The 25,066-nt window shown below is 52.7% G+C and carries 24 protein-coding genes; 8 read left to right on the top strand and 16 right to left on the bottom strand.

All coding sequences use genetic code 11. From position 1 onward, the window contains the following. Positions 1–147 precede the first annotated feature (147 nt). The 12 genes from trpS to G4551_RS01585 form a co-directional block, all read right to left on the bottom strand. Positions 148–1,152, bottom strand: coding sequence for a tryptophan--tRNA ligase (trpS, locus tag G4551_RS01640; RefSeq protein WP_003023564.1), 1,005 nt, complete (start codon positions 1,150–1,152; stop codon positions 148–150). Continuing rightward, on the bottom strand, positions 1,145–1,903 hold the full coding sequence (gph, locus tag G4551_RS01635) for a phosphoglycolate phosphatase (RefSeq protein ID WP_003837920.1): 759 nt from the start codon (positions 1,901–1,903) through the stop codon (positions 1,145–1,147). Before gph ends, trpS begins: the two co-directional genes overlap by 8 nt. Beyond that, positions 1,896–2,573, bottom strand: coding sequence for a ribulose-phosphate 3-epimerase (rpe, locus tag G4551_RS01630; protein WP_003023561.1), 678 nt, complete (start codon positions 2,571–2,573; stop codon positions 1,896–1,898). The genes gph and rpe overlap by 8 nt, the downstream gene beginning before the upstream one ends. 17 nt (positions 2,574–2,590) lie before the next feature. Continuing rightward, positions 2,591–3,427, bottom strand: coding sequence for an adenine-specific DNA-methyltransferase (gene dam / locus G4551_RS01625; RefSeq protein WP_003023558.1), 837 nt, complete (start codon positions 3,425–3,427; stop codon positions 2,591–2,593). 117 nt (positions 3,428–3,544) lie between these two features. Next, a complete protein-coding gene (damX, locus tag G4551_RS01620) occupies positions 3,545–4,846 on the bottom strand; it encodes a cell division protein DamX (RefSeq protein ID WP_003837917.1) in 1,302 nt (433 codons plus the stop codon). Between the two features lie 96 nt (positions 4,847–4,942). Continuing rightward, entirely contained in the window at positions 4,943–6,031 is a 1,089-nt protein-coding gene (aroB, locus tag G4551_RS01615; protein ID WP_003837915.1) for a 3-dehydroquinate synthase, read from the bottom strand. Between the two features lie 57 nt (positions 6,032–6,088). Further along, the gene (aroK, locus tag G4551_RS01610; RefSeq protein WP_003023552.1) at positions 6,089–6,610 is read right to left on the bottom strand and encodes a shikimate kinase AroK; all 522 of its coding nucleotides are present in this window, start codon (positions 6,608–6,610) and stop codon (positions 6,089–6,091) included. 404 nt (positions 6,611–7,014) lie between these two features. Next, positions 7,015–8,262: a DNA uptake porin HofQ gene (hofQ, locus tag G4551_RS01605; protein ID WP_032941103.1), complete on the bottom strand. Its 1,248-nt coding sequence runs from the start codon at positions 8,260–8,262 to the stop codon at positions 7,015–7,017. Continuing rightward, complete coding sequence (locus tag G4551_RS01600) at positions 8,165–8,578, bottom strand: HofP DNA utilization family protein (protein ID WP_003837912.1); 414 nt, start codon at positions 8,576–8,578, stop codon at positions 8,165–8,167. The genes hofQ and G4551_RS01600 overlap by 98 nt, the downstream gene beginning before the upstream one ends. Then, on the bottom strand, positions 8,568–9,023 hold the full coding sequence (locus tag G4551_RS01595) for a HofO family protein (protein WP_032941102.1): 456 nt from the start codon (positions 9,021–9,023) through the stop codon (positions 8,568–8,570). The genes G4551_RS01600 and G4551_RS01595 overlap by 11 nt, the downstream gene beginning before the upstream one ends. Next, complete coding sequence (locus G4551_RS01590; RefSeq protein WP_003837909.1) at positions 9,007–9,546, bottom strand: PilN domain-containing protein; 540 nt, start codon at positions 9,544–9,546, stop codon at positions 9,007–9,009. Before G4551_RS01590 ends, G4551_RS01595 begins: the two co-directional genes overlap by 17 nt. Next, complete coding sequence (locus G4551_RS01585; protein ID WP_003837907.1) at positions 9,546–10,325, bottom strand: type IV pilus biogenesis protein PilM; 780 nt, start codon at positions 10,323–10,325, stop codon at positions 9,546–9,548. The genes G4551_RS01590 and G4551_RS01585 overlap by 1 nt, the downstream gene beginning before the upstream one ends. A 120-nt stretch (positions 10,326–10,445) precedes the next feature. Between G4551_RS01585 and mrcA the strand changes: the two genes are divergently transcribed. Beyond that, positions 10,446–12,998 carry a peptidoglycan glycosyltransferase/peptidoglycan DD-transpeptidase MrcA gene (gene mrcA / locus G4551_RS01580; protein ID WP_003837905.1) on the top strand — a complete coding sequence of 851 codons (2,553 nt, stop codon included), beginning with the start codon at positions 10,446–10,448 and terminating at the stop codon, positions 12,996–12,998. 120 nt (positions 12,999–13,118) lie between these two features. Here the strand turns inward: mrcA and nudE are convergent, their stop codons facing one another. Continuing rightward, positions 13,119–13,679: an ADP compounds hydrolase NudE gene (gene nudE / locus G4551_RS01575; RefSeq protein ID WP_003837903.1), complete on the bottom strand. Its 561-nt coding sequence runs from the start codon at positions 13,677–13,679 to the stop codon at positions 13,119–13,121. A gap of 322 nt (positions 13,680–14,001) precedes the next feature. Here nudE and igaA point away from each other — a divergent pair, with 322 nt between their 5' ends. The 4 genes from igaA to hslO all read left to right on the top strand — a co-directional run bounded on the left by igaA (position 14,002) and on the right by hslO (position 18,183). Beyond that, positions 14,002–16,137 (top strand): intracellular growth attenuator protein IgaA, encoded by a 2,136-nt coding sequence (gene igaA, locus G4551_RS01570; protein WP_003837902.1) that lies wholly within the window; start codon positions 14,002–14,004, stop codon positions 16,135–16,137. A gap of 62 nt (positions 16,138–16,199) precedes the next feature. Next, positions 16,200–16,868, top strand: coding sequence for a GMP/IMP nucleotidase (gene yrfG / locus G4551_RS01565; protein ID WP_003023533.1), 669 nt, complete (start codon positions 16,200–16,202; stop codon positions 16,866–16,868). A 10-nt stretch (positions 16,869–16,878) separates the two neighbouring features. Then, positions 16,879–17,280 (top strand): ribosome-associated heat shock protein Hsp15, encoded by a 402-nt coding sequence (gene hslR / locus G4551_RS01560; protein WP_003837900.1) that lies wholly within the window; start codon positions 16,879–16,881, stop codon positions 17,278–17,280. Between the two features lie 24 nt (positions 17,281–17,304). Beyond that, positions 17,305–18,183: an Hsp33 family molecular chaperone HslO gene (hslO, locus tag G4551_RS01555; protein ID WP_003023531.1), complete on the top strand. Its 879-nt coding sequence runs from the start codon at positions 17,305–17,307 to the stop codon at positions 18,181–18,183. 109 nt (positions 18,184–18,292) lie between these two features. Here the strand turns inward: hslO and G4551_RS01550 are convergent, their stop codons facing one another. Further along, positions 18,293–20,011: a DUF4153 domain-containing protein gene (locus tag G4551_RS01550; protein ID WP_003837898.1), complete on the bottom strand. Its 1,719-nt coding sequence runs from the start codon at positions 20,009–20,011 to the stop codon at positions 18,293–18,295. A gap of 378 nt (positions 20,012–20,389) precedes the next feature. On the opposite strand from G4551_RS01550, the gene pckA reads away from it, so the two are divergent. From pckA to nadS, 3 genes are all read left to right on the top strand, one after another. Further along, on the top strand, positions 20,390–22,012 hold the full coding sequence (pckA, locus tag G4551_RS01545) for a phosphoenolpyruvate carboxykinase (ATP) (protein WP_003023529.1): 1,623 nt from the start codon (positions 20,390–20,392) through the stop codon (positions 22,010–22,012). Between the two features lie 122 nt (positions 22,013–22,134). After that, entirely contained in the window at positions 22,135–22,452 is a 318-nt protein-coding gene (locus G4551_RS01540; protein WP_003837895.1) for a hypothetical protein, read from the top strand. Positions 22,453–22,504: 52 nt separating this feature from the next. After that, positions 22,505–22,801 carry a NadS family protein gene (nadS, locus tag G4551_RS01535; protein ID WP_003837894.1) on the top strand — a complete coding sequence of 99 codons (297 nt, stop codon included), beginning with the start codon at positions 22,505–22,507 and terminating at the stop codon, positions 22,799–22,801. A 56-nt stretch (positions 22,802–22,857) separates the two neighbouring features. Here nadS and envZ read toward each other — a convergent pair whose 3' ends face one another. Both envZ and ompR read right to left on the bottom strand, forming a co-directional pair. Further along, positions 22,858–24,210 (bottom strand): two-component system sensor histidine kinase EnvZ, encoded by a 1,353-nt coding sequence (gene envZ, locus G4551_RS01530; RefSeq protein ID WP_003837891.1) that lies wholly within the window; start codon positions 24,208–24,210, stop codon positions 22,858–22,860. Then, positions 24,207–24,926 (bottom strand): osmolarity response regulator transcription factor OmpR, encoded by a 720-nt coding sequence (gene ompR / locus G4551_RS01525; RefSeq protein WP_001157751.1) that lies wholly within the window; start codon positions 24,924–24,926, stop codon positions 24,207–24,209. Before ompR ends, envZ begins: the two co-directional genes overlap by 4 nt. Positions 24,927–25,066: the final 140 nt, after the last annotated feature.

Genomic DNA, 25,066 nt, shown 5'->3' with positions numbered 1-25,066 from the left:
TGAATATTTATATCTTCATTAAAGTGAAGATATAACGCAATGAGGAAATATGCAAACGGCGAGGCGCTTCACATTTTTTGAGGTTCACAAACCAACAGGCGAAAAAAAACCGGGCGTAACCCGGTTTCTTCAACAACACAGAGCGCATTACGGCTTGGCGACAAAACCAATCGCTTCGTAAACGGCTTTCAGCGTAACAGACGCACGTGCGCTGGCTTTTTCCGCACCGTCTTTCATCACTTTCTGCAGGAAAGCTTCATCGTTACGGAAACGGTGATAACGCTCCTGAAGCTCGGTCAGCATACCGGAAACGGCCTCTGCGACTTCACCTTTCAGATGACCATACATTTTGCCTTCGAAGTGCTGTTCCAGCTCCGGAATGCTCTGGCCGGTAACCGCAGAGAGGATATCCAGCAGGTTGGAAACGCCCGCTTTGTTCTGCACGTCGTAGCGTACAACAGGCGGCTCTTCAGAGTCGGTCATCGCGCGTTTGATTTTCTTAACCACAGATTTCGGATCTTCCAGCAGACCGATCACGTTGTTGCGGTTGTCATCCGACTTGGACATTTTCTTCGTCGGCTCCAGCAGCGACATCACGCGCGCACCGGATTTAGGAATGAACGGCTCAGGCACTTTGAAGATCTCGCCATACAGGGCGTTGAAGCGCTGGGCGATATCGCGGCTCAGTTCCAGATGCTGTTTCTGATCTTCGCCAACCGGTACCTGGTTGGTCTGATACAGCAGAATGTCTGCCGCCATCAGTACCGGATAATCAAACAGGCCGGCGTTGATGTTTTCCGCATAGCGTGCGGATTTATCTTTGAACTGGGTCATACGGCTCAGCTCGCCGAAGTAGGTGTAGCAGTTCAGCGCCCAACCTAACTGTGCATGCTCCGGTACGTGAGACTGCACGAAAATTGTACTTTTTTCAGGATCAATACCGCATGCCAGGTATAGCGCCAGCGTATCGAGCGTTGCTTTACGCAGCTGCTGAGCATCCTGACGAACGGTGATGGCATGTTGGTCAACGATGCAGTAGATGCAATGGTAGTCATCCTGCATGCTCACCCACTGACGCAGCGCACCCATATAGTTGCCAATGGTCAATTCACCTGAGGGCTGTGCGCCACTAAAAACGATGGGCTTAGTCATTTTTTGATTCCTGATTTTCGCTATGCGGAAGCCCGAGAGCGGGCAGTAGTTCATTAATACGGTCGTAAATAACGTCGGGCTGGCTCAGCGCGATCGACTCACCGTAGTTGTAGCCATAGGTCAGGCCAACGGACGGACAGCCAGCAGCTTTTGCCGCCTGAATATCATTGCGTGAATCCCCTACGAAGAGCATTTGCTCAGGCTTGATGCCAAGCTTGCTTGCCACCAGCAGCAGCGGATCCGGATGCGGTTTTTTATTCTGCACGTCGTCACCACCGATGACCACGCTAAAGTATTTGGCGATATCTAATGCTTCGAGTAATGGCGCGACAAACGGGGTCGGTTTGTTGGTCACCAGACCCAGCGGCAATCCTTTCGCATGCAGCGCGCCCAGCGTGTCGGCAACATCAGGGAACAGGAATGTCCCCTCTTCTGCGACATCACCGTAGTATCTGTCGAACAGCTTACGCAAAATACGTACCTGTTCCTCAGCGGGAATATCATCATCAACGGGCGGTTTACCCATCGTTTTACGTAATGTCGCGCGCTCCTGACGAGACCACGCCAGCGCGCGCTCCATCAGTACGTCTGCACCGTTACCAATCCAGGTGATAACGCGTTCTTCTCCGGCAACCGGCAATTCCAGCGCATACAGCGCCATATCCACCGCTGCGGCTAATCCCGGCGCGCTGTCGACCAGCGTGCCGTCGAGGTCAAATGCAGCGCCCCGAATATCCTGAAACTTATCCATGACTTACCTTCGCCAGTTCATTGCGCATTTCATCAATGACTTTTTTGTAGTCTGGTTGGTCGAAAATAGCGGAGCCTGCGACAAACATATCTGCGCCTGCCGCGGCAATTTCGCCAATGTTGTTCACTTTGACACCGCCGTCCACTTCGAGGCGGATATCGTAGCCAGATTCATCAATGCGACGACGCACTTCGCGCAGTTTATCCAGCGTTTGTGGGATGAAGGACTGCCCGCCAAAGCCTGGGTTAACGGACATCAGCAGGATCACATCAAGCTTATCCATGACGTAGTCCAGATAGCTCAGCGGCGTTGCCGGGTTGAACACCAGGCCCGCTTTACAGCCATGCTCTTTGATCAGCTGTAAAGTGCGATCGACATGCTCGGAGGCTTCCGGGTGAAAAGTAATGATGCTGGCACCGGCGGCGGCGAAGTCCGGGACAATACGATCGACCGGTTTCACCATCAGGTGAACATCAATCGGGGCAGTGATGCCATATTTACGCAGCGATTTCAGTACCATCGGTCCGATGGTCAAGTTCGGTACGTAGTGATTGTCCATGACGTCGAAGTGCACAACGTCGGCACCGGCAGTCAGTGCTCTCGCGGTGTCCTCACCCAGGCGGGCAAAATCAGCCGACAGAATTGAGGGGGCGATCAAATACTGTTTCATCCGCTTCTCCTTGAGATTTATTTCTTCGCAGGCGTTACGACTCCTGGTTTATACAGTGCCAGCAGTTCGTTCACCTTTTTACGCGTGCCGCCATTGCTGCTTATGCTGCGCCGCACTTTGACCTGAAAATGTTTCGCCGCTCGGTACCATTCACGGGTATCGGGCGTGTCATGGTTCGAAATTAACACTGGGATCTGCTTACTGACCAGCTTTTCTGCCATCTCGGCCAAATGCGCCTGTTCTTTCGGGCTAAAGCTGTTGGTGTGATACGCAGTGAAATTTGCCGTCGCCGAAAGTGGTGCATAAGGCGGGTCGCAATAGACCACAGAGTTGCTATCCGCACGGTCCATGCACTCTTCATAGGAGAGGCAATGGAACTCCGCATTCTGCGCTTTCTCAGCAAAATGGTACAACTCGGCTTCCGGGAAGTAAGGTTTTTTATAACGCCCAAACGGGACGTTAAACTCGCCGCGCAGGTTATAACGGCATAATCCGTTGTAACCAAAACGGTTCAGATACAAGAACAGCACTGCTCTGCGGAACGGATCCTGGCTGGCATTAAATTCTTCTCTGAACCGATAGTACACCTCAGCCTGATTGGTTTCAGGCATAAACAGCTCACGAGAAGCCTGCACATACTCATCGGTACGCGTCTTCACGATGTTATAGAGACTGATAAGGTCGCTGTTGATATCGGCAAGAATATAACGAGAAAAGTCGGTGTTGAGAAACACCGACCCGGCACCCACGAAAGGTTCAATCAGGCACTCACCCTGAGGTAAATGCCGTTTGATATCATCAAGCAGGGGGTATTTCCCCCCTGCCCATTTCAAAAAAGCGCGATTTTTTTTCATGCTGACTAACTAATTACACCTTCTCCGGCTGTGGAGAAAGCTCCGACAGCATCCTGCGCTTTAGTCTTTGTCCCGCAATTGGGCGAAACAGCAAACCATTGCAGAACATATCCTATCTTACTTCAAATCGGCCTGAACCTGGTGCAGCGGTTTTGCCCACGGGTTTTTCGCCTGAATATCAGCGGGTAACGTAGACACTGCACGTTTCGCATCTTCTTTAGACGCATACACGCCTGTCACCAGAACATACCACGGTTGACCGTTACGCGTCGTCTGGTACACCACATAGTTCTTCAAGTTTTCTTTCTTCGCCCAACCGTTCAGATTGTCGTAGTTAGAAGAACTGCTGAGCTGCAGCGTGTAATGGCTGGACGGCGCAGATTTTAACGCTCCAACGTTACCTGCACTTTTCGCTCCGCCAGCAACAGGTGTTGTCGTTGTTGCTGTCGCCGTTGGCGCAGGCGTTGCGGTCTGTGCTGGCGCCGTCGTGGTTGCTTTCGGCTCAGCGGTCGCTTTCGGCGTAGCGGTTACCACAGGCGCTTTGGTTGTGGTAGTCGGCGCAGTTGCGGTTGGTTTTGCCTGGGCAACAGGTTTCGGCTCTGTCGGCGTCGCTTTCACCGTAGTTTGCGGTTTGCTCTTTGGCTCAATTACGGCCTGTTTACGTTCCTGATGCGTAGCCGCAGGACGTTCAGTCGTTTCCGTTTTCGCAGTCTGGCGCGCAGCATTACCATTACGCATCGGCGCAACGGTCGCAGGTTCGGTCGGCAGCGTAGAGTTAACCACAGCGTTGTTAACTTGCTCCTGGCCTTGCGGTTGTGTCAGAGCGTTGTTCAAATCGCCCTGCACTTCAACACGCTGCTGCCCTTCAGTTGCCGCAGGTGCCTGACCTTGAGTCGGGGTAGAGGAAATCGGTGGCAGGGAAACATCCTGCTGGGTATTGCCAGCAGTCTGCTCTGCGCCCGTTGCAGGTGTCGTTGCACTCGCCTGATTCGTTGCATTGCTGCCAGAGAGATCGATGCTCTTCTCACCAGATGCTGCCTGCTCATTGGAAGAAGATGAGGGGGCTTTCAGCGCAGAACCAATGCCGATAATCAGCAGCAGCAGTACCAGAACCCCTACGCCCATCATCATATACTGGCGGGAGGCAGGCTTGCTGGCGGCTTTCTTACGCTTGCGCGGACGACGTTCTACACGCTCTTCATCCACGGTATCGTCATCAGATTCATACTCTTCTTCAATGTTCTGCTCTTCATCACGCTCTTTGCGTGCGCGCGCAGGACGGCGATCGTCAGCATCCAGATCAACATCATCAAAATTGATTTGCGGCTCATTATCGCGTTCAGACGATTGACGAGAACGACCAGTACGACGATCGCTGGGATCGGGTTTCAGCTCGTCTTCTGGTTTGAATTCATCCATTTAACACCCCACTCAAAGGTTAATGCTTACGACTTTGCACATAACCTGAAGCTAAAAGACCTACGTTTCGCAACGTAAGCCTGACCTTTCTTGTTGTTACGCCTGCTGGCAATCAGCAATAGCGTTAAGAACCACCTCGTGCGACACTCCGCCGCGCACTTCACTCTTCCCTATCGCTCGCGGAAGCACCAAACGAATCTCTCCCGCTAACACTTTTTTATCTCGCAGCATGTGCGGCAGATAAGCCTCAGTGGACATTTCACGCGGCCCATTCACCGGTAAGCCTGCTCGCTGTAACAGCGTAATGATGCGCTGCGTATCAGCGGAGGTGAACTGACCCAAACGTTCAGACGTACGGGCAGCCATTACCATACCTGCTGCAACTGCTTCACCATGTAACCAATTGCCATAACCCATTTCAGCTTCGATCGCATGGCCAAACGTGTGCCCCAGATTCAGTAAAGCACGTAAGCCCATTTCGCGCTCGTCTGCTGCGACAACTTCTGCTTTCAGCTCACAACAACGACGAATACAGTACGCCATCGCCGGACCGTCCAGACGCAACAACGCATCCAGATTGTCTTCCAGCCAGCTGAAAAATTCACCGTCAAGAATGATGCCGTATTTGATCACTTCCGCCAGCCCCGATGCCAGCTCACGCGCAGGAAGCGTTTTCAGACAATCGAGATCCACCACCACGGAGGCCGGTTGGTAAAACGCGCCAATCATGTTTTTACCGAGGGGATGGTTTACGGCGGTTTTGCCGCCAACGGAGGAGTCGACCTGCGACAACAGGGTTGTCGGGACTTGAATAAAACGAACACCACGTTGATAGCTGGCTGCCGCAAAACCGGTCAGATCGCCAATCACGCCGCCGCCAAGGGCAACTAACGTGGTATCACGACCGTGCGGTTTTTGCAGTAACGCGGTGAAAACCGTATCCAGAACCGTCAGGCTTTTATGCTGCTCGCCATCGGGAAGGATAACGCTATCAACGTTAACACCCGCCTGTTCAAGTACGCCGCGAACCTTATCGAGATAAAGGGGGGCCAGGGTTTCGTTGGTCACCAACATAACCTGATCGCCCGATTTCAGCGGTAAGAATGAAGCTGGCTCATTGAACAAACCAGCCGCGATGGTGATAGGGTAACTACGTTCCCCGAGAGTGACTGTGATCCTCTCCATTACGCGACATCCACCTTAGTTACTTGTACCCGCAGACGAGTGTGTATTCAGCCAGAATTAGTTGCTTTCCAACATATGAATAATCTGGTTTGCTACGACTTTTGCGCTCTGATCGTCGGTGCGAATGGTCACGTCAGCAATCTCTTCGTACAGAGGATTGCGTTCGTCAGCCAACGCTTCCAGAACTTCACGAGGCGGTGATTCTACCTGCAGCAACGGGCGTTTCTTGTCACGTTGAGTACGCGCAAGTTGTTTTTCAATTGTCGTTTCAAGATAGACCACGACGCCACGCGCGGAAAGACGGTTACGTGTTTCACGTGATTTTACAGAGCCACCGCCAGTTGCCAGCACAATACCCTGTTTTTCCGTCAACTCGTTGATGACTTTTTCTTCGCGATCACGGAAGCCGTCTTCACCTTCTACATCGAAGACCCAGCCCACATCAGCTCCGGTTCGTTTCTCAATCTCTTGATCAGAATCGTAAAATTCCATATTGAGTTGTTGAGCTAACTGGCGCCCAATAGTGCTTTTTCCGGCACCCATAGGCCCAACCAGAAAGATATTGCGTTTCTCTGCCATTTTTTCGGTACTACTAAGACTATTCGTTAATGGTAAACCCGCTTCGCAGACACCCAGCGCAGCAGGACATGAACTGAAACCTCATAAGATATTGCGAGAGTCAGACTGAAAATTATCTCAATACTCAAGCGGGTTTGGCAACTGAATAAATCACCAAACCTAACGCATTTCTGGTCGTGGCAGGCATGCTACCCTGCAAACATCAGACCTGGCGACGTATCGCGCAGCCAAATGACACCCAATAAGCCTATGGCACACCACCGGAAAGGCAAAGCGTATTCACTGCCGCATAAGTAAAGAAAAGTACCGACGCTCAAATCGGTACTCCTTGTATGCTAAATACACCCTCACGTCAAATCCCTGAAACGTGTTCAGTGCAAAAACAATGGCTTTTCATGCATAAGTTATTCCGTTGAAACCAGTCTGGGCGTTATAAAGACCACTAATTCGCGCCGTTCATCTTCTTTACCATCATGGCGAAAAAGAGAGCCAAGCCAGGGAATGTCGCCTAATAGCGGCACGCTGTCGGCTGCGGATTTATTCTTATGTGAAAAAATCCCGCCAAGCGCAATCGTCTCGCCGCTTCTTACCTCGACCTGCGTTTCAATCTCTTGCTTGTCGATAGCCAGCACTTCGCCATCTGCCTGTTGTAGAACCTGTCCCGGAACATTCTGGCTGATATGCAGTTTCAGCCTGATTCTCCCTTTCTGCAACACCGTTGGCGTCACCTCCATCCCCAGTACCGCTTCCTTGAACTCGACGGATGTCGCACCGCTTTCACCGCTGGAGACCTGATAAGGGATCTCACTGCCCTGCTTAATACTGGCAGGTTGCAGGTGAGATGCCAGTAATCGTGGACTGGCAATGATATCCAGTTGCTGTTTTTGCTCCAGCGCAGACAACTCCAGTTCCAGTAAACGACCGTTAATACGGCCAATGTTAAATCCCACACGGGATGTGGCGGTGGCTACAGAGAGATCGCTGGCAAGCGTTGTGACATTCCCAACCGCCCCCGGTTGTTGTGCGTCAGCCAGTGACCACTTCACCCCCAGCTCACGCAAACTTTTTTCATTAATGGTGACGATATGCGCCGCCAGTTCAACCTGGGCAACTGGCAAATCCATTTGCGCTACCCACGTTTCCAGGGTGTCGAGAACAACACGATTGTCACGCAGCAGTAAGCGGTTGGTTCGTTTATCCACCGTCATGCTTCCTTTAGCACTGAGCAGCTTTTCTCCGGCTTTTACCAGCTCGGTGGCATCAGCATAGTGCAAAATGATGCTGCGATGTTCCAGCGGAAGACTAGCCTGAATCCGCGCCTGCTCGTTTTCCTGACGAGCCGCATTTTCACTCTGCCATTGAACAGAATGCACATGCAGGACGTTGCCTTCCTGACGTAATACCAGACCGGCACTTTTTACCACCGTCTGCAATGCCTGCTTCCAGGGGACATCCGTCAAATGCAGCGACAGCACACCGCTGACATCCGGCGAAATCACCAGGTTTTTTTGTTCCTGTTCAGCCAGCGCCTGCAATACCTGCGTAACCGGCACATCATCGACCACCAGCGTCACGTTTTGCGGTTTCGTCGCCAGCGCGCTCGTTATCCCGACCGCCAGTGCCATTACTATCAACGCTATCCATCGCTTCATTTACCGCTCCTTGTCGCTGCCACTGCCACCGCGGCGGTTCGCAGTTTTTTTCTGTGTCGAGGGTTATGTTCTGGGCCGTTATCTGCATAATCGTCCAACCGTTTTTCAGGACGTCATTTCGCTTAACCCGCCGCCATTTTTTCTGGCTATCCTGAACGATGCCGATGGGTCGTGTGCCCTGACTCACCATGCCCTGAAAACGCCATGTCGACAGCTCAGCAATTTGACAACGGTCCTCCGGCGGCAGGAAGGGATTACGCATACCGGTGAGCATCAGTACGCTTATACATGCCAACAACCAGCGTTCAACCATCATTCAGGCGCTCCAGCTGTAGCGTTAGCAGCAGCTCCGTGCCTTCTGCGCTAAGCGAAAATCGGCTGACGTTCATCCCCTGAGCCGCCAACTGGACAAACGTCAGCGGGATAGCATCCCAGGCCGATATCAGCGCCATCTCTCCCCCCTGAGCTGAGGGTTGCCAGTGGATAAGACGGGTAAGTGAATTCTGAAACAGCAGCGGGGAGAACAAGGTCAGTTTCTCTTCAGACTCTGCTGGTGATGCCGCCAGCAGATATACATCTCGCCATTGCATCTGAATAGCCGCACGTTGCTGGACCAGCGACTCGCGTTGCATAGTCCGCTCCCGCGCTACGGGGTAAAGACATAGCGTCACCAGTATGAGTAACCCCAACATCCAGCCGCACCAGCATATGAGTCGAAAGCGTGGCGACTGCGCTAACCAGACATCACAGAGCGTTATCATGCGCACCGCTCCGTGTCAGTCGAAAGTGGAATTGCCAGCGTCCCTGCGCATCCTGCTGCGTTTCTCCAGGGCTGTTCAACATAAACAACGGCAACTGGCGTAATTGCGCTTCCAATGCCTTCAATGCGGCAAAGTTTAGTGTGTTTCCCGTCAGTTCCAGCGTGTCCTCCTGCCAGGTCATTTTTGTTAACCACGCCTGCTCCGGCAGTAATTCCGCCAGCCCTTGCAAAGCCCGCTGCCAGCTTCGGGTCTGCTCACGCTGTTTGTTCCGCGCCTGAACCTGCTGCCATCGTTGCTGGCGCTGTTGCACACGCGGCTTCAGCGCCATGAGGGCCTCAGCCCGCGTCTTTTCGGCGTCTGCCAGCAACAATTCAGCCCGATTTTCTACACTCAAAGCGCTGTAATAGCGCAACAACACGCCAATACTAAGCAAGAGTGAAGCGCTAAATAAGATGCCCCAGAAGCGCAGGCAAGCGTAACGCCGAGCCTGACGCCAGGGCAGAAGATTAATGGTCGCAATCATCAGTACACGCCCCCCATAGCGAGTCCCAGCGCAATGGCGAAGTGATGGCTTTGCGTTGGAATGGGCGGCTGGCGTACAGACACGGCGCTTAAAGGATCGAAGCCGCCGGGGGAGCATTGCGCAATGGCTGTCGTGGGCAGAGATAATGTCGTGGCAAGCTCCTCGATACGGCCAATATCGCCCGTTGATTTACGTCCCCATGCTGAACGGGTCGCCCATAACCACTGGGCATCATCACGCCATACCAGACACTGGTGATGCTCCGGCAGGAAGGGAATAAATCGCTGTAACGCGCTGGCGTCCGGGGTAATCGCCGTAACCTGCACCTTCAGGGTTTGGATAAGCGTCAGAAGCGCTGAAATCTCTTTGCTTTGCGCAGCAGTGACGTTAAACGCCGGGCTCAACGTGTCTTCGCTATAATCAAAATGCAGTGCATCCGGCGCCATATCCAGTTCACGCGCCATCGAACCGGACAACCATGCGGTTTGCTCTGGCTCGCGTAACGTCATTGTCGGACGAGGAAACTTTTTTTGTAACGTCCTGTTGGCGGGAAAAGAGAGATGAATATGGTGTCGGCGAGGGAGCTCTCGGCTCCACGACAGTAGCGCGGCGACCAGTTGTTCAGGCTCGCGAATATGACCATCGACGATAACCTGAGGCGTCAGCGGTATACGCCACCAGCGTTGCAGATACCAACCTGATGCTTCGCGAACGATAGCGACAGCCAGCACTTCATGTTGCTGAATATGCAGACCAATTTTCCAGATATTGAAAGCCATTGCTGATGATCTCCTTATCACCCGTCGCTTTAACGGGTATATCAATGCGTCTGGCTTGCCTTTATACTACCGCGCGTTTGTTTATAAACTGCCCAAATGCCACTAAATGGGAAATCTCCAGTGAAGTTCGTAAAGTATTTATTAATCCTTGCAGTATGTTGCATCCTGCTGGGAGCAGGCTCGATTTATGGCCTTTATCGCTATATCGAGCCGCAATTACCTGACGTCGCGACGCTCAAAGATGTGCGTTTACAGATCCCGATGCAGGTTTACAGCGCTGACGGCGAGCTAATCGCGCAGTATGGCGAGAAACGTCGAATCCCGGTCACGCTGGATCAGATGCCGCCGGTAATGGTTAAAGCCTTTATCGCCACAGAAGACAGCCGCTTTTATGAGCACCACGGGGTAGACCCGGTGGGGATTTTCCGTGCGGCCAGCGTAGCATTGTTCTCTGGTCACGCGTCGCAAGGGGCGAGTACCATTACCCAGCAGTTGGCGAGAAACTTCTTCCTGAGCCCGGAACGTACGCTGATGCGTAAGATCAAAGAAGTGTTCCTGGCGATCCGCATTGAACAACTGCTGAGTAAAGATGAGATCCTCGAGCTGTATCTGAACAAGATTTACCTGGGGTATCGCGCCTATGGCGTGGGTGCTGCCGCGCAGGTCTATTTCGGTAAAACGGTGGATCAACTCAGCTTAAGTGAAATTGCGGTGATTGCCGGTCTGCCAAAAGCGCCGTCAACCTTCAACCCTCTCTATTCGATGGACCGGGCAACCGCGCGACGTAACGTTGTACTGTCGCGTATGTTGAGCGAAAACTACATCACGCAGGCCCAGTACGATCAGGCGCGAGGCGAGGCCATTGACGCCAACTACCACGCGCCGGAAATCGCTTTCTCGGCACCGTATCTGTCTGAAATGGTGCGCCAGGAGATGTATAACCGTTATGGTGAAAAAGCCTATGAAGACGGGTATCGCATCACCACCACCATTACACGCAAAGTACAGCAGGCAGCTCAGCAGGCAGTACGCAATAACGTGATGGATTACGACATGCGCCACGGCTACCGCGGCCCGTCGAACGTGCTGTGGAAAGTTGGCGAAAGCAGTTGGGACAGCAAAAAAATCACCGATACGCTGAAAGCGCTGCCGACTTATGGACCGCTGTTACCGGCGGTTGTTACAAGTGCCAATCCTCAGGAAGCCATTGCCGCGCTGGCGGATGGTACGTCAGTGTCATTACGCATGGATGGTATGCGCTGGGCGCGTCCTTACCGCTCGGATACTCAACAAGGCCCAACGCCGCGTAAAGTGACCGACGTGGTACAGGCCGGCCAGCAAATCTGGGTACGTCAGGTGGGCGATGCCTGGTGGCTGGCGCAAGTGCCAGACGTCAACTCCGCACTGGTCTCCATCAATCCGCAAAACGGCGCGGTGCTGGCACTGGTTGGTGGTTTTGACTTCAACCAGAGCAAGTTTAACCGTGCAACGCAGGCGTTACGCCAGGTGGGTTCTAACATCAAGCCATTCCTGTATACCGCCGCGATGGATAAAGGTCTGACGCTGGCGAGCATGCTCAACGACGTGCCAATCTCCCGCTGGGATGCCGGTGCTGGTTCCGACTGGCAGCCGAAGAACTCCCCGCCGCAGTACGCCGGTCCTATCCGCTTACGTCAGGGGCTGGGTCAGTCGAAAAACGTGGTGATGGTACGCGCCATGCGTGCCATGGGCGTGGATTACGCGGCAGAGTATCTGCAACGTTTCGGTTTCCCGGCACAGAACATTGTGCATACCGAGTCACTGGCGCTGGGTTCGGCTTCGTTCACACCGTTGCAGGTGGCGCGCGGTTACGCAGTGATGTCTAACGGCGGCTTCCTGGTCGATCCATATTTCATCAGTAAGATCGAAAGCGATATGGGCGGCGTTATCTTCGAAGCGAAGCCGAAAATTGCCTGCCCAGAATGCGATATTCCAGTGATTTACGGCGATACCCAGAAATCTAACGTGCTGGAAAACAGTAACGTAGAAGATGTCGCCGTCTCGCAGGAACAGCAGAATGCCGCCGTGCCTATGCCGCAGCTTGAGCAGGCTAACCAGGCACTGGTCGCGCAAAGCGGCACACAGGAATACGCTCCGCACGTGATCAACACACCGCTGGCCTTCCTGATTAAAAGCGCGCTGAACACCAATATATTTGGTGAACCAGGCTGGATGGGAACCGGTTGGCGCGCAGGTCGCGATTTACAGCGTCATGATATCGGCGGGAAAACCGGAACCACCAACAGCTCTAAAGATGCGTGGTTCTCCGGTTACGGACCAGGCGTGGTGACGTCAGTATGGATCGGCTTTGATGATCATCGCCGCAACCTTGGTCATACGACAGCTTCCGGCGCGATCAAAGACCAAATCTCCGGCTACGAAGGCGGTGCGAAGAGTGCGCAGCCAGCATGGGATGCCTACATGAAGTCCGTGCTGGAAGGCGTGCCTGAACAGCCGTTGACGCCGCCACCGGGTATCGTAACGGTCAATATCGATCGCAGCACAGGACAACTGGCAAGCGGTGGCAATAGCCGCGCAGAGTACTTCATTGAAGGCACTCAGCCGACGCAACAGGCGGTGCATGAAGTGGGGACGACCATTATCGATAATGGTGAGACGCACGAACTATTCTAATCTTTTGCCGGATGGCGACGCCAGGGGCGTCTTATCCGGCCTACATTTTCGGCGCAATTATTTGAAAGTGCTGAACTCTGTAGGCCGGATAAGGCGTCAGCCGCCATCCGGCAATATAAACTACAATCGCCCCTGCCCTTTCAGCCATTCGCGTACGAGGAACAACGCACTGACATTACGCGCTTCGTGAAAATCAGGATCTTCCAGCAGGTCCATCAAATGCGCCAGCGGCCAGCGCACCTGCGGTAATGGCTCAGGTTCATCACCCTCCAGCGATTCAGGATATAAATCTTCTGCCACCACGATGTTCATCTTGCTGGAGAAATAAGATGGTGCCATGCTGAGTTTCTTTAAAAACGTCAGATCTTTTGCGCCAAACCCCACCTCTTCTTTCAGCTCCCGATTCGCCGCCTCAAAAACGCTTTCGCCAGGATCGATTAATCCCTTGGAAAAACCCAGTTCGTAAGATTCGGTCCCGACTGCGTACTCGCGGATGAGGATCATGTGGTCGTCAACAATCGGCACAATCATTACCGCTTCACGCGTGGATGGACGCATACGTTCATAAACGCGGCGTACGCCATTGCTGAACTCAAGGTCCACGCTTTCGACTTTAAACAGCCGGGATTGGGCGACGGTTTCCACTTTCAAAATCGTGGGTTTCTGTAATGATTTGCTCATTGTGAGGATCTTTGCTGTGAAATCTGGGGTTATTGTGCGATATACCGCACGGTTTCGGCAATGTGAATTGCCGTTTATTTACATTTATGTAACGTACTAAAAGTTAATCCCTATTTCAAATTAAAAGTCAATAGGTTGAAATAACTCCAGGAATTTGCTGATATTCCATTTTTAGTGATTTTGCTATGATTCGCTTTTACTGGGCTGTACTTAAAGATGCTCAAGTTCGACTCCACACTTGCCGATAGCCAACCACAGAATCACGAATATTGAACAGGGTGCGACTGACCACGCCTGACAGACTAAGTAAGATGGGGAAAGCATGAGCACCATTCTGATTTTTTTAGCTGCTTTGCTGGCCTGCTCATTGCTTGCAGGATGGCTACTCAAATCAAAATCCAGGCAGAAAAATTTACCCTTGAGCAGCGTCTTCTCAGACGCCTCGAAACGTAAACTCGCGCCTGAAGAACGCACTGCCGTCGAAAACTATCTCGAAAGCCTTAGTCAAATTCAGCAAGTACCTGGTCCAACTGGAGCCAGTTCTGCGCCAGTCTCATTAACGTTGAATGCCCAAAGTAATAGCGTCATCGTGCTTACTCGTTCGATTACACGTTACGGCATCACCACCGACGATCCTAACAAATGGCGCTACTATCTTGATTCCGTTGAGGTGCACCTTCCCCCTTTCTGGGAACAATACATCAATGACGAAAACAGCGTTGAGATAATCCATACCGATACAATACCGCTGGTTATCTCGTTGAACGGCCATACGCTGCAGGAATATATGCAGGAAGCGCGTGGCTATGCGTTGCAGCACACCGCTTCTACCCAGGCATCCATTCGTGGTGAAGAAAGTGAGCAGATTGAACTGCTGAATATTCGCCAGGAAACCCATGAAGAATATGCGCTCAGCCGCCCTTCGGGATTGCGCGAGGCGTTGCTGATAACCGCATCATTCCTGCTGTTCTTTTTCTGTTTGGTTATCCCGAATACGTTTGTTCCATGGGCAGTCGGTGGCGCGGTGTTGCTGTTAGCTGCGGGTCTGTGGGGATTATTCGCCCCGCCGTCCAAAACCGCCCTGCGGGAAATTCATTGTCTGCGCGGTACGCCGCGTCGCTGGGGGTTGTTTGGCGAAAACGACCAGGAGCAAATTAATAATATCTCGCTGGGTATTATTGATCTGATCTACCCACCTCACTGGCAACCTTACATCGCCCAAGACCTTGGCCAGCAAACGGATATCGATATTTATCTCGATCGCCACGTTGTCCGCCAGGGGCGTTTTTTATCTCTGCACGATGAAGTCAAAAATTTCCCGTTGCAACATTGGCTGCGCAACGCCGTCATCGCTGGCGGCTCGTTGCTGGTACTGCTGATGCTGCTGTTTTGGATCCCGCTGGATATGCCGATAAAGGTCACGCTTTCCTGGATGAAGGGCGCGCAAACTATCGAAGCCACCAGCGTTAAACAGCTCGAAAACGCGGGCGTTCGCGTGGGTGACACGCTGCACCTGAGCGGTACGGGTATGTGTAATATTCATACCCAAGGGAGCTGGAATGCGCAGCCCACCACGCCGTTTATGCCTTTCGATTGCTCGCAAATTATCTGGAATGACGCACGCGCATTACCACTGCCCGAATCCGATTTGGTGAATAAGGCCACTGCGCTCACGCAGGCCGTGAACCGCCAGCTGCATCCCAAACCTGACGATGACTCTCGCGTCAGCGCATCACTACGCTCGGCAATCCAAAAGTCCGGCATGGTGTTACTGGACGATTTTGGTGAGATTGTCCTGAAAACGGCCGATCTGTGTGCAGCCAAAGATGAATGTGTACGCTTAAAGAATGCGCTGGTTAACCTCGGTAACAGCAAAGACTGGGCCGCGCTGGTAAAGCGAGCGAACGCAGGCAAACTGGATGGGGTGAACGTGCTGCTGCGTCCGGTAAGCGCTGAGTCGTTAGATAATCTGGTGAATACCTCTACGGCACCATTTATTTCACGCGAGACTGCGCGAGCGGCCCAGGCGCTGAATAGCCCTGCTCCCGGCGGTTTCCTGATTATCAGCGATGAAGGCAGCGATCTGGTCGATCAGCCGTGGCCGACGACCTCGCTATATGACTATCCTCCCCAGGAACAGTGGAACGCCTTCCAGCGCCTGGCGCAGATGCTGATGCAGACACCATTTCGCGCAGAGGGGATCGTCACCAATATTTCGACTGACGCCAATGGCACCCAGCACATTGGCCTGCACCGTATCCCGGATCGTTCAGGGTTATGGCGCTACCTTGGCACGACGCTGCTGATGTTCTCCATGCTCGGATGCGCTGTCTACAACAGCGTGCAGGCATTCAGACGCTACCAGCGTCACCGCACCCGCATCGCGGAAATTCAGAGCTACTACGAAAGTTGCCTGAATCCAACGCTGATTGACGACCCGGAAAGCCTGATTCGATAACACGCTCGCACGACAGGATATGCTACTCTGTCGCGCATCATGTTTTCTTGTGGGGAGTTTCCATGCATATCAATATTGCCTGGCAGGATGTCGACACCGTGTTGTTAGATATGGACGGCACGCTGCTCGACCTGGCATTCGATAACTATTTCTGGCAAAAACTGGTGCCGGAAACCTATGGCGCGAAGCAGGGTATCTCTCCCCAGGAAGCCCAGGACTATATTCGTCAGCAGTATCATGCCGTGCAGCATACGCTAAACTGGTACTGCCTGGATTACTGGAGCGAGTGCCTGGATCTGGATATTTGCGCCATGACAACGGAACAGGGACCACGCGCCGTTTTGCGTGAAGATACCGTACCGTTTCTTGATGCCTTAAAAGCCAGCGGCAAGCGCCGTATTTTGCTCACCAACGCGCATCCGCATAATCTGGCGGTGAAGCTGGAGCATACCGGTCTGGCCTCACACCTTGATTTATTACTTTCCACCCACACATTTGGTTATCCCAAAGAGGATCAGCGGTTATGGCACGCTGTGGCTGAAGAAACGGGAATGAGTGCAGAGAAGACGCTGTTTATTGACGACAGCGAACCCATTCTCGACGCCGCTGCTCTGTACGGTATTCGTTACTGCCTCGGCGTGACCAATCCCGACTCCGGCATCGCCGAAAAGCAGTACGCACGCCATCCGTCACTGAATGACTACCGCCGACTGATCCCCTCACTGATGTGAAGGAGACGCCATGAAAGAAAAGCCCTCTGCTGAAGTCAGGCTGGATAAATGGCTGTGGGCTGCACGCTTTTACAAAACGCGTGCGCTAGCCCGCGAAATGGTTGAAGGCGGTAAGGTGCACTACAACGGCCAGCGCAGTAAGCCGAGCAAGATTGTCGAGCTGAACGCCACCCTCACCCTTCGCCAGGGAAATGACGAGCGAACGGTCATTATCAAGGCCATTACCGAGCAGCGTCGCCCGGCAACGGAAGCCGTTACGCTGTATGAAGAAACCGCGGAAAGCGTGGAAAAACGCGAAAAAATGGCGCTGGCGCGTAAACTTAACGCGTTAACCATGCCGCACCCGGACAGGCGACCGGACAAGAAAGAGCGCCGCGACCTGTTACGATTTAAACATGGCGACAGCGAGTGACTGTCACCTGCAAGAGAGATGATTATGCCGCAACATGACCAATTACATCGTTATCTGTTTGAAAACTTTGCCGTGCGCGGCGAGCTGGTGACCGTTTCGGAAACCCTGCAACAGATCCTCGAAAATCATACTTATCCGCAGCCGGTCAAAAACGTACTGGCTGAGCTGCTGGTTGCCACCAGCCTGCTCACCGCTACGCTGAAGTTTGCCGGTGATATCACTGTGCAGTTGCAGGGTGATGGTCCGCTGAGCCTGGCCGTCATCAACGGCAACAACAATCAGCAGATGCGCGGCGTGGCCCGCATGCAGGGTGATATTCCTGAAGATGCCGATTTGAAAACCCTGGTGGGCAACGGCTACCTGGTGATCACCATTACTCCGGAAGAAGGCGAGCGTTATCAGGGCGTGGTCGGTCTGGAAGGTGACACGCTGGCAGCCTGTCTGGAAGACTACTTCATGCGTTCCGAACAGCTGCCGACACGCCTGTTCATCCGCACTGGCGACGTTGATGGCAAACCCGCTGCTGGCGGAATGCTGCTGCAAGTGATGCCGGCGCAAAACGCACAGGCAGATGATTTCGATCACCTGACCGCCCTGACCGAAACCATCAAGGCCGAAGAGCTGCTGACGCTGCCGGCCAACGAAGTGCTGTGGCGCTTATACCACGAAGAAGAGGTTACTCTCTACGATCCGCAGGACGTTGAGTTCAAATGCACCTGTTCACGCGAACGCTGCGCAGGCGCACTGAAAACGTTGCCGGACGAAGAAGTTGACAGCATTCTGGCGGAAGAAGGCGAGATCGATATGCACTGCGATTACTGCGGTAGCCACTATCTGTTTAACGCCATGGATATTGCAGAGATCCGCAGCAACGCCTCTCCTGCCGATCCACAGGTGCATTAATCACCGTCTTGCCTGAAGGCGCGGCGCTTATCAGGCCTACGGAAAAACTGTCGTAGGCCGGATAAGCCGTTCGCGCTGCTATCCGGCAAAAACGCGGTCGGCAACACACTCACTCGGTGTAATAAGTCATCGGTAGTCTTTTGCCATCAATAGTGATATTCCGCCAGATTCTGGGGGCTGAACCCAGTTGCTGATTCGCCACCGCCTGCAGCAATTTATCCTTATTGAATCCTTCAGGTAGCCTGGCAACAGCTAACAAATCCCATTTGTTTTTCTGCATGCCGAAGACCAGACTCTCCCCATCGCCAAAAGCATATAGCACCTGCTCAGGATGACCATCCGCATTGAGGTCCTGACTCACCAATACGCACGCATTCTGCTCAGCACAAGAGGTGATGCGATACCCCTGTGCTTTGACAAACGTCCAGAACGCATCGTCTGGCTTCTCGCTCCCCGGAGCAATCACAACCTTCGATACTAACTGTGTTGCGGTTAGCTCTTTAACCGGATCCCGGCTCCCTTGCAGCAGAGAATTCAAGTCGCGTCTGCGCTTACTGTCTTGATTAAACGCCACATCTTTTTGTAATGCTTCCAACGCTGCGCGCCCCGGTTTTCCGCTGTGATCCAACATATACAGGCTGACCTGATCCGGTTTGATTTTCCCGCTGTGATACAGCCCCATATGGCTGTTAACGCTGATACGCCATGCATCAATAACCGGCGACGACAGCAGAACCAACAGCCCCAACGCCAGCAACGAAACGCCAAGAATGACCGGCCCCTGAAGCTCAAGCGGATTGCGCCCGCGGCGTAAAATGCTGGCCAGATAGCCAAACGACCATACCAGCAGTACCACGACCACCAGCACGCCATACAAACGCTCAGGCGTCCAACCGTACTGCTGTATTCGCACCCACAGTGACCAACCGGCAATCAGCGTATAGATGGGCGCGACAATCAGAGAGCATTTGCTCAGGTAGCGTAACGCGCCAGGATAGGGTAATGCCTCTTTTTGCTGTTCACGCACGATAGCCATCAACAGCAACAGGAGCAGCGTCAGCGTTGACATCAACCCGGCCGCAGACACGCGTTGCGAAATAGCCTCCAGTCCGGTGAAGGGCAAGGTCAGTATGAACATCAGCGCCAACAGCGCGACCAGAGGTAACAGACCGGTGGCAATAAACGTCAGTAATTTTTGTACCGCCGTGACCAAACGCGACTGTGTACGAGCCAGTACCACTGCCAGTGCGGTAATCAGACCAAAGGCCACATAGCCAAACCAGTCGGTATCAAAGAAGAGCGTGCTGAAGAAGGGAATACCGACCAGCTTAAACATCTCGCTCCATAGCAGGAGCACCAGCCAGAACAACCCGTTGGAAATGAACACAATCAGCAGCGTCAGCGTGTTAAGCCACAATTGTGTATAAAATTGCGCATAGCGTGTCTGTTGGCGGGACGCGCGAAGCGAGTACTGAATCCAGGGCAAGGCAAGCATCGCCATCAGCAGTAAGCGCCAACCGTAGAACATAAAAACTTCATGTTGCCGCCACTTATCACTGTCCTCGACTTGCCACTTTAGCCAGACGCTCATCGCCAGCACCACAACAAAGATCAGCGCCATCCAGTACCACAGCGCGCGTTGTTTGAAAGAAACGACAGTAAGCAAAAGTGCCGAGGTGATCGCAATCGTCGCAGGCATGCCATAGAACAGCCAGCCGTCGTTATGGGGCACCAGATATGTCATCAGCAGGTAGCATAATGCCCCCTGCAGCAGGCCGATAAATATCATGCCCAAACGCGTCGTACGTGAAATTTCAGGACTATCCATGTCAGTTTCCAGAATGAAGGGAAAAGCTAATTATCGCATCAACTTCACAATTTTGAGCATTGGTAGGCTGATTTCAGACTAACGCGACGGGAAGTGAATCGATATTGTATATGTATGAGTTACGTTATTTTCTTACGTGAATGCGATTACACTCACAAGATTCCCGCCAAAAACACTCTTCATTAACGTTTTAAGAACATTTTCCACAACAAAAAAGGGTTTCCTGCCATAATATCCGCCTCTTTGTGACAGGAGTCGCAGCGTATTCGGTAACCCGTGATTTTCCCGGATGCGTAAATCTATGAGCCTTGTCGCGGTTAGCAATCCCTAAAAAACCTTACTATTCCAGGTAATACATATTGGCTAAGGAGCAGTGAAATGCGTGTGAACAACAGTTTAACCCCGCAAGATCTCAAGGCTTATGGTATCAATGACGTTCAGGATATCGTTTACAATCCAGACTACGACACGCTTTTCCAGGAAGAACTTGATCCAAACCTGGAAGGTTATGAACGTGGCGTGTTAACGAATCTGGGCGCCGTTGCCGTTGATACCGGTATCTTTACCGGACGTTCGCCAAAGGATAAGTACATTGTCCGTGACGACACCACGCGCGACACGCTCTGGTGGTCAGACAAAGGTAAAGGTAAGAACGACAACAAACCGCTCTCCCCGGAAACCTGGCAGCATCTGAAAGGATTAGTTACCCAGCAACTTTCCGGCAAGCGCCTGTTTATCATTGATGCATTCTGCGGCGCTAACGCCGATACCCGTCTTTCCGTGCGCTTCATTACCGAAGTTGCCTGGCAGGCGCATTTCGTCAAAAACATGTTCATCCGCCCAAGCGACGAAGAGCTGGTTGATTTTAAACCGGATTTCATCGTGATGAACGGCGCTAAGTGCACCAACCCACAATGGAAAGAGCAGGGTCTGAACTCTGAAAACTTCGTGGCTTTCAACCTGACTGAGCGTATCCAGCTGATTGGCGGCACCTGGTACGGCGGCGAAATGAAGAAAGGTATGTTCTCCGTGATGAACTACCTGCTGCCGCTGAAAGGCATTGCCTCCATGCACTGCTCGGCAAACGTCGGGGAAAAAGGTGATGTGGCAGTCTTCTTTGGCCTGTCCGGTACCGGTAAAACAACGCTGTCCACCGATCCGAAACGCCGCCTGATTGGCGATGACGAACACGGCTGGGATGACGACGGCGTGTTTAACTTCGAAGGCGGTTGCTACGCGAAGACCATCAAACTGTCTAAAGATGCCGAGCCGGAAATCTACAACGCGATCCGTCGTGACGCGCTGCTGGAAAACGTCACCGTGCGCGAAGATGGTTCCATCGACTTCGACGACGGTTCCAAAACTGAAAACACCCGCGTTTCCTACCCGATTTATCACATCGATAATATCGTTAAGCCAGTGTCAAAAGCGGGTCATGCTACCAAAGTGATCTTCCTGACTGCCGACGCATTTGGCGTGCTGCCGCCGGTTTCTCGCCTGACAGCAGATCAAACTCAGTACCATTTCCTGTCTGGCTTCACCGCCAAACTGGCCGGTACCGAACGCGGCGTTACCGAACCGACCCCAACCTTCTCTGCCTGCTTCGGCGCAGCATTCCTGTCTCTGCACCCAACGCAGTATGCTGAAGTGCTGGTGAAACGTATGCAGGCAGCAGGTGCGCAGGCGTATCTGGTTAACACCGGCTGGAACGGTACTGGCAAACGTATCTCTATCAAAGATACCCGTGCGATTATTGACGCCATCCTGAACGGTTCGCTGGATGACGCAGAAACGTTCCGTCTGCCGATGTTTGACCTGGCTATCCCGACCGAGTTGCCGGGCGTGGATACGCGCATTCTCGATCCGCGTAATACCTACGCGTCTCCAGAGCAGTGGCAGGAAAAAGCCAATGCACTGGCGAAACTGTTTATCGAGAACTTCGAGAAATACACCGACACCCCTGCGGGTGAAGCGCTGGTTAGCGCCGGACCGAAGCTGTAATTTTTGATTCGTTATATAGCCCCTTATCCGAGAGGGTAAGGGGTTTTTTATTGTGTTTATCTTTTAAAATGTACTCGGTACACCTATAATCTGTACTATCAACCCCATGCGCAGGACGCGCTATGTTCACATTTATTGAGCTACAAGGATTTAGTAAACGCCGTCCGTTACTTTTGCCTGACGATGAGTTTCGCGCTTTTCAAGAGGCGCTTATAGAGAACCCTGAGGCTGGAGGTACTATCGCTGGTACAGGTGGATTCAGAAAAATTCGCTGGAGTCGCTCTGGTATGGGCAAACGCAGCGGTATTAGGGTTATCTATTACAACGTGACGCGCAAAGGTCGAATCTATCTCGCTTTGCTCTATCCTAAAAATGAACAGGATGATTTAACCGAAGAGCAAAAAAGAGTTTTAATGCACTTATCCAATATGCTGATTTAATCATGGGAATTTTAATCATCAGGACACCGCTATCCGGTGTGGTGAGGCCAAAATGAAAGACGAATTATTTGCCGATTTGCTGGCCAGTGCAGAAGAAATGGTGCGTATAGAGAAAGGTGAAGAAACACCTAAGCCTGAACATGTACATACCTTTAGCGAAATTGATGTTAAAGCCATCCGCGAAGCAACAGGGTTACGCCAACAGGATTTTGCCATAGCTGTTGGCGTGAGTTATGACCTGGTTAAAAGCTGGGAAACGAAACGACGCCAGCCGACTGGTGCACCAAGAAAACTGCTTTTATTAATTCAAAAAAATCCATTTATAATTAATCAATTAAAAGCAATTTAAGCCAGAGGTTTTACTCTGTATCCCGTAAACAAAGGGAGGCATTTCGCCTCCCTTTCTTATACGTCTTTCGTGATACCCTGCGCGCGAGTGAAAGGAACCGGAAGCCATGCACGAATCGACAACCCACCACGTTCACTGGTACCAATCTCCAGCATGCCGTTATGGTTATCGATAATACGTTGCACAATCGCCAGACCCAGCCCCGTGCCGCTGGTACTGCGCGCGCTGTCGCCGCGGACAAATGGCTGGAACAGGTGCTTACGCTGCTCCGGCTTGATGCCCGGACCATCATCTTCTACCTGGAACCAGGCGCGATGCGTCTCCGTACCGCTACTGACCTTAATCCAGCCGTTGCCGTAGCGGGCGGCGTTAACCACCATATTGGCAACCGCACGCTTGATCGACAGCGGGTGCATCTTCACCTGAATGGCGCCAGGCTGCAGCGCAGTTTCGATTTCACGTTCATAGCCGCTTTCTGCCGCAACCACTTCACCCAGCACCGAGTTCAGATCCGCCATCTCCATCGGCATCTCCTGACCGGTACGCAGGTAATCGATGAACTGCTCGATGATGGCGTTACACTCTTCGATGTCCTTATTGATGGACTCCGCAAGATAACCGTCCTCTTCGCCCATCATTTCCGTTGCCAGACGAATACGCGTCAGCGGAGTACGTAAATCGTGGCTCACGCCCGCCATTAACAGCGTACGGTCATCGGCCAACTGCTTCACACCTGCGGCCATATGGTTAAAGGCTCGGGTTACGGAGCGCACCTCTGAAGCGCCATACTCCCGCAACGGCGGTGGAATGATACCTTTCCCCACCTGCAGCGCCGCATGTTCAAGATCCACCAACGGTCGGTTCTGGATACGGATAAACAGCCACGCGCCACCGATAGCCAGCAGCATAATCGCCAGCGTATAGCGGAACAGCGGAGAGAAATCGCCTTGATGAATTTCCGTAAGCGGAACACGTACCCAGATGTTGGGCGACAGCCAGGTTTTCAGCCACACAACCGGCGAGCTTTTGTTTACCTCAACGCGGACTTCCGTTGGGCCACCCAACTGCTGCGCCATCTGATGGCTTAAGAATTCATAGTGCTGCGCCCAACGCAGTCCGGCTTCTTCAGCGGCCTCGTTGGAATAGAGGGAAATACCCAGCTCACGATAAATTTCCCGACGGAATGCGGGCGGCACCACCAGTTGCGTACCGTCCTCCAGCTGTAGTTTATCGGTCATCAGCATACGAACTTCGTAGGCCAGGACCTTATTAAACTGCTGGAGGCTCGGCAGAATCGCGAAGTTCAGCACTACCAGGTAAGTCGTCACCAGGCTGGCAAACAGCAAGGTGACGATGAGCAATAACGTGCGGGCAAACGAACTTCGTGGCGAGAAGCGCATTCGCCTCATGCTTTAGAACCGTCCGGAACGAAGACGTAGCCCAGACCCCATACGGTCTGAATGTAGCGTGGATGCGCCGGATCTTCTTCCACCATGCGACGCAGACGGGAAATCTGGACGTCGATAGAACGTTCCATCGCAGAATATTCACGACCACGGGCGAGGTTCATCAACTTGTCGCGGGACAGCGGCTCACGCGGATGGCTGACCAGTGCTTTCAGCACCGCAAACTCACCGCTGGTGAGCGGCATAGGCTCATCTTCACGGAACATTTCACGCGTACCGAGGTTCAGTTTGAACTTACCAAACGCAATGACCGCTTCTTCCTGAGAAGGCGCGCCCGGCAGTTCATTCGCCTGACGGCGCAGGACTGCGCGAATACGTGCCAGTAGCTCACGCGGGTTAAACGGTTTCGGAATGTAATCGTCAGCGCCGATTTCCAGTCCTACAATACGGTCCACTTCTTCGCCCTTCGCCGTGACCATAATGATCGGCATCGGGTTGCTTTGGCTGCGCAGGCGACGGCAAATAGACAGGCCATCTTCTCCCGGCAACATTAAATCCAGCACCATCAGGTGGAAAGACTCACGGGTCAGCAGACGATCCATCTGCTCAGCGTTTGCGACGCTTCGAACCTGGAAGCCCTGCTCGGTCAGATAACGCTCCAGAAGCGCACGTAAGCGCATGTCGTCATCGACCACCAGAATCTTATAGTTCTCTTGCATTGTTATTACTCCCAAAGGTTCGCAACAATTAAGTGTATATTCTTAAGAAAGCTAACGTGAGTCACCAGCGAATTCTGGTATGAATTCCAGGCTAAATTGTTACAAAGCATATTAAACAGCAGCTTAAGTATACAATGTTT

The organism is Citrobacter freundii ATCC 8090 = MTCC 1658 = NBRC 12681 (assembly GCF_011064845.1).
Classification (GTDB): domain Bacteria; phylum Pseudomonadota; class Gammaproteobacteria; order Enterobacterales; family Enterobacteriaceae; genus Citrobacter; species Citrobacter freundii.
The sequence above is the reverse complement of the archived record's forward strand: the minus strand, read 5'-3'. Positions and strand labels throughout refer to the sequence as shown.